This window comes from Jiangella endophytica (assembly GCF_003427025.1).
Lineage (GTDB): Bacteria > Actinomycetota > Actinomycetes > Jiangellales > Jiangellaceae > Jiangella > Jiangella endophytica.
The window spans coordinates 1-4,416 of the sequence record NZ_QVAI01000047.1; the positions used below are offsets into that span (position 1 = coordinate 1).

The 4,416-nt window shown below is 71.5% G+C and carries 3 protein-coding genes and 2 pseudogenes; all 5 read left to right on the forward strand.

The annotated features are described in order from the left end of the window. Nucleotides 1-271, forward strand: a pseudogene (locus DZA62_RS35160) (nitrilotriacetate monooxygenase); the annotation flags it as partial. Then, nucleotides 268-1,410, forward strand: a complete 1,143-nt coding sequence (locus DZA62_RS35165; protein ID WP_116953657.1) for an LLM class flavin-dependent oxidoreductase — start codon at nucleotides 268-270, stop codon at nucleotides 1,408-1,410. The pseudogene DZA62_RS35160 and the gene DZA62_RS35165, both read left to right, overlap by 4 nt. Nucleotides 1,411-1,429: 19 nt before the next feature. Next, nucleotides 1,430-2,632, forward strand: coding sequence for an acyl-CoA dehydrogenase family protein (locus DZA62_RS35170; RefSeq protein ID WP_116953659.1), 1,203 nt, complete (start codon nucleotides 1,430-1,432; stop codon nucleotides 2,630-2,632). Nucleotides 2,633-2,640: 8 nt separating this feature from the next. After that, nucleotides 2,641-3,852, forward strand: a complete 1,212-nt coding sequence (locus DZA62_RS35175; RefSeq protein WP_116953662.1) for an MFS transporter — start codon at nucleotides 2,641-2,643, stop codon at nucleotides 3,850-3,852. A gap of 252 nt (nucleotides 3,853-4,104) precedes the next feature. Continuing rightward, nucleotides 4,105-4,416 (forward strand): annotated as a pseudogene (locus DZA62_RS35180) (nitrilotriacetate monooxygenase); the annotation flags it as partial.

The window sequence follows — 4,416 nt, forward strand, 5'->3', positions numbered from 1 at the left end:
GCGGGAGTACCTCAAGCAAACGAGGTACACCGGTTCGGGCCATGCGGGGTTCGCCGGGACCCCGGAGCAGTTGGTGGACCACATCGAGGACTGGTACCGCTCCGGGGCGGTCGATGGGTTCAACCTGCAGCCGGACCGGCTGGTCGACGGTCTGGAGGTGATTGCGGACGAGGTGGTGCCGCTGCTGCGCAAACGCGGCCTGTTCCGCCACGAGTACGAGACCGGCACCCTGCGCGAGCACTTCGCCTCCGGGTCGCGAGGCATCGGGTGAGCGTGCACTTCCACTGGTACCTCCCCACGAACGGAGACAGCCGCGACATCGTCGGCTCCGGCGACGGCTCGCAGCGGAGCCTGAGCGCCGTCGCCGGCGGATTCCGCCCGCCGAGCGTCGACTACCTCGGGCAGATCGCCCGGTCGGCCGAGCAGCTGGGCTACGAGTCGGTGCTCACGCCAACGGGCACGTGGTGCGAGGACGCATGGATCGCCACGGCTGCGCTGACGCAGGTCACGAAGACGTTGAAGTTCCTGGTCGCGTTCCGCCCGGGGCTCATCTCGCCGACGCTCGCCGCGCATCAGGCGGCGACCTTCCAGCGCGTGTCGGGCGGCCGCCTGCTGTTGAACGTCGTCACCGGCGGGGACTCCGCGGAGCAGCGCCGCTTCGGCGACCACCTCGACCACGACCAGCGCTACGCGCGCACGGCCGAGTTCCTGGCCGTCCTGCGCGGCGTCAGCGGCGCGGCCGAGCCGTTCGACTTCGACGGCGAGCACTACCGGATCGAGCAGGCGTCGATCCCGTTCGCCCCCTGGAACCCGCCGCCGGTGTTCTTCGGCGGGGCCAGCCCCGCGGCGGAGCAGGTGGCCGCCCGGCACGTCGACACCTACCTGGCCTGGGGCGAGACGCCGCCGCAGATCGCCACCCGGATCGACCGCGTGCGCAAGCTTGCGCATGAGGCGGGCCGCGAGATCTCGTTCGGCATCCGCTTCCACGTCCTCAGCCGGGACACCTCCGCCGCGGCGTGGGTCGAGGCCGACCGGCTGCTCGACCGCGTCGATGACGCCCGGGTCGCGGACGTGCAACGCCAGCTGGCCGCCAGCGAGTCGGTCGGTCAGCGCCGCATGTCCGCGCTGCACCACGGCAGCCGCGACGACCTGGAGATCCACCCCAACGTGTGGGCCGGCTACGGCCTGGTCCGGGGAGGTGCTGGCACCGCTCTGGTCGGCAGCCACGCCGAGGTCGCCGAACGCATCGGCGAGTACCACGAACTCGGCATCGACCACTTCATCCTGTCCGGGCAACCGCACCTGGAAGAGGCCTACCACTTCGCCGAAGGCGTCGTGCCGATCCTGCGTGCGGCCGGACTGACCGGCCGTACACCCGAACCAGCGAACCCGATGAGGGAGTCACGATGACGACGGACTGTGGCCCGCGATGACCGAGACACGACCGAACAGCGCCACGTCGCCGCTCTCGGAGCACGAGCCGGAGTCGGCGTTCTTCACGACTGAGGACTACCAGCGCTTCCACGAGCGCGCCGCGCGCTACGACCGCGACAACGCCTTCTTCGCCGACGACTTCGCCGAGCTCGAGAAGATCGGCTACCTGCGGGCCGCGCTGCCGGTCGAGCACGGCGGCCGCGGGCTCTCCCTAGCGGAGCTGGCGCGGGAGCAACGCCGCCTCGCCTACTGGGCGCCCGCCACGGCGCTGGCCGTCAACATGCACCTGTACTGGACCGGCCCCGCCACCGTGCTGACGCGCACCGGCGAGGTCGACCTCGGCTGGCTGCTGCAGGCGGTCGCCGGAGGGGCGGTGCTCGCAGCCGGCCACGGTGAACGAGGCAACGATCTCGGTATCGACGACTCGATCACCCGGGCGGTACCCCAACCGGACGGCTCGTACCTCGTGACCGGCCGGAAGACGTTCACCTCCCTGTCCCCGGTGTGGACCAAGCTCGGGCTGCACGCGCGCGACGACTCCGACCCCGAGCGGCCGCGGATCGTGCACGGCTTCGTCGACCGCGAGAGTGCAGGCGTCTCGGTGGAGAAGACTTGGGACGCACTCGGCGTCCGGGCGACCTCGAGCGAGGACACCGTCCTGGAGAACGTGGTGCTGCCCGCCGGTCAGGTGGTCGGGGTCGGCGGCATCGGCGCGCCGTATCCGCCGTACGTCGCCGGCATCTTGCAGTGGTACCTGCCGCTGGTCGCCAACGTCTACTTCGGCATCGCCCGCCGGGCACTGGACCTGGCCATCCAGACGTCGCGGACGCGCCCGTCGATCGCCCTGCCCGGCCAGACTCACGCGCACAAGCCGGCCGTCCAGCGCCAGGTCGCCCAGGCCGAGATCCTCCTGGACGCCTCCTGGTCGCTGCTGGAGAAGGCGGCCGGCGACGTCGCGGCCGGCGTCGACCACGGCGCCTGGGCGACGCCGCGGCTGTTCGCGGCCAAGGAGTTCACCGTGACCACCGCCAGGACCGTCGTCGACCTCGCGGTCCAGGTGGTCGGTGCCGGCGCGGTCAGCCGCAGCAACGAGCTGGAGCGCCTCTACCGCGACGTCCGGACCGGAAGCCTGCATCCGCCCAACACCGACGCCGTCCTCGACATCGTCGGCCGGATCGCGCTCGGCCTGCTCCCGTAGCGCGTCCGGTGTTCGCCCCGTACACGACCGTCCTCAAGCATCCGGGCGCCGCACGGTTCTCGGCCACCGGGGTCCTCGCCAGGTTCGAGATGGCGATGGGTTCGCTCGGCGTCGTGCTCCTGGTGACCGGTCATGGCGGTTCCTACTCGCATGCGACCGCGCTGACGGCCGCGTATGCGCTGTCCAACGCGGTGTGCTGGCCGGTGCTGGCCCGGGTGGCGGATCGCCGCGGCCAGCACGTCGCCCTCGCTGTTCAGGCGTGGGTGCACGGCCCGGCGATCCTGCTGCTGGTACTGGCCGTGCATCGCGACGTCCCGATCTGGGGGCAGGCCGCGGTGGCTGCCGTCGCCGGTGGCGCGCACCCGTCGGTGACCGCCATGGTCAGAGCGCGCTGGTCGGCGATCTTCCGGGGGAGTGAGCGGCTGCGGACGGCGTTCGCCCTGGAGTCGACGCTCGACGCCGCCCTCATCGCGATCGGCGCTCCGCTCGCGACGTTCCTGGCCGCGGCGATCTTTCCCGCGGCGACCCTGCTCGTGGCCGTCTCCGCCGCCTGCGTCAGCGCCGCTCTGCTGGCGGCGCAGCGGGCGACCCAGCCGGACGTCGTCCGGCCGGCCGGACGCGTGCACCCGGGCGCCGGACCGCTGCCCGGCATCGCGACGGTGGCGCTGGTCTTCGTCTTCGTCGGCGCCTATCTGGGCGCGTTCGACGTCGCGTCGATAGCGGTCGCCGACATGTCTGGTCGGACGCAGACCGGCGGGTGGATCCTCGCGGCCTATGCCACGGGCTCCGTGACCGGGGGCATCCTGGTCGGCCGGCGCGGCCGGCTCGGAACGCCGTCGACACAGTTCATGACGGTCCTGGGCCTGCTCACGGTCGCCGCCGTGCCGATGCTGTTCGCGGCCGGTGCGCCGGCGCTGGTATCCCTGGGCTTCCTGGCCGGGTTCTTCGTCGCGCCGACCCTCATCGTCGGCATGACGGTCACGGCGTCGGTCGCGCCGGCGGCACGGGTCACCGAGGCGCTCGCCTGGACCGGTTCCGGGATGATCGTCGGCCGCGCGCTCGGTCAGCTCGGTGCCGGCGCCGTCATCGACGGCTTCGGCGGCACCTGGGGCTATGCCGTCTGCGTGGCGGCCGCGGCGGCGGCGTTCACCGTGGCCACGCTGTTCGGGCGAGCGCCGGCGCGGCATCCGTCGACCGAACTCGTTCGTCTCGAAGCGTGATACACATCTTGAAAGCCTACTAAACCCATAGGAAATTAGGCATATGGCTACCGCTGTCACGCTCACCATCCGCAGGGGTCGACTACATGCGCGTCGCCAGCAGCCGCTGTCGCTGACCAGCCCGCTCGGGGTCACCGGCCGGCACGTCCCCCACATCCCTCCCCGCGACGGGCGACCGTCGCCTGCCCGTTCCGGCATGCCCTGATCGGCTGCTCGAACAACCGAATTCCCGCGGATACCGGAGGTGTCCTCATGTCCACCGATCGCGGCGGCCACGTCGTTCTCGGCATCAACGTCCTCGTCCTCGGCTATCTGCCGGCGGCCTGGCAGAGCGAACGGCTGGAGAAGGACTCGTTCGTCGACGACACGTACTGGCAGCACATCGGCCGGGTGGCCGAGCGAGGCACACTCGACGCCATCTTCCTCGCCGACGGGCCGGCACTCGGCGATCCCGCGTACGACGCCAATCCAGCCCGCCTCGATCCGACGATCAACTGGGCCAACGTCGCCGCAGCCACGGACCAGGTCGGTCTGGTCGTGACGGCGTCGACGACGCTGAGCGAC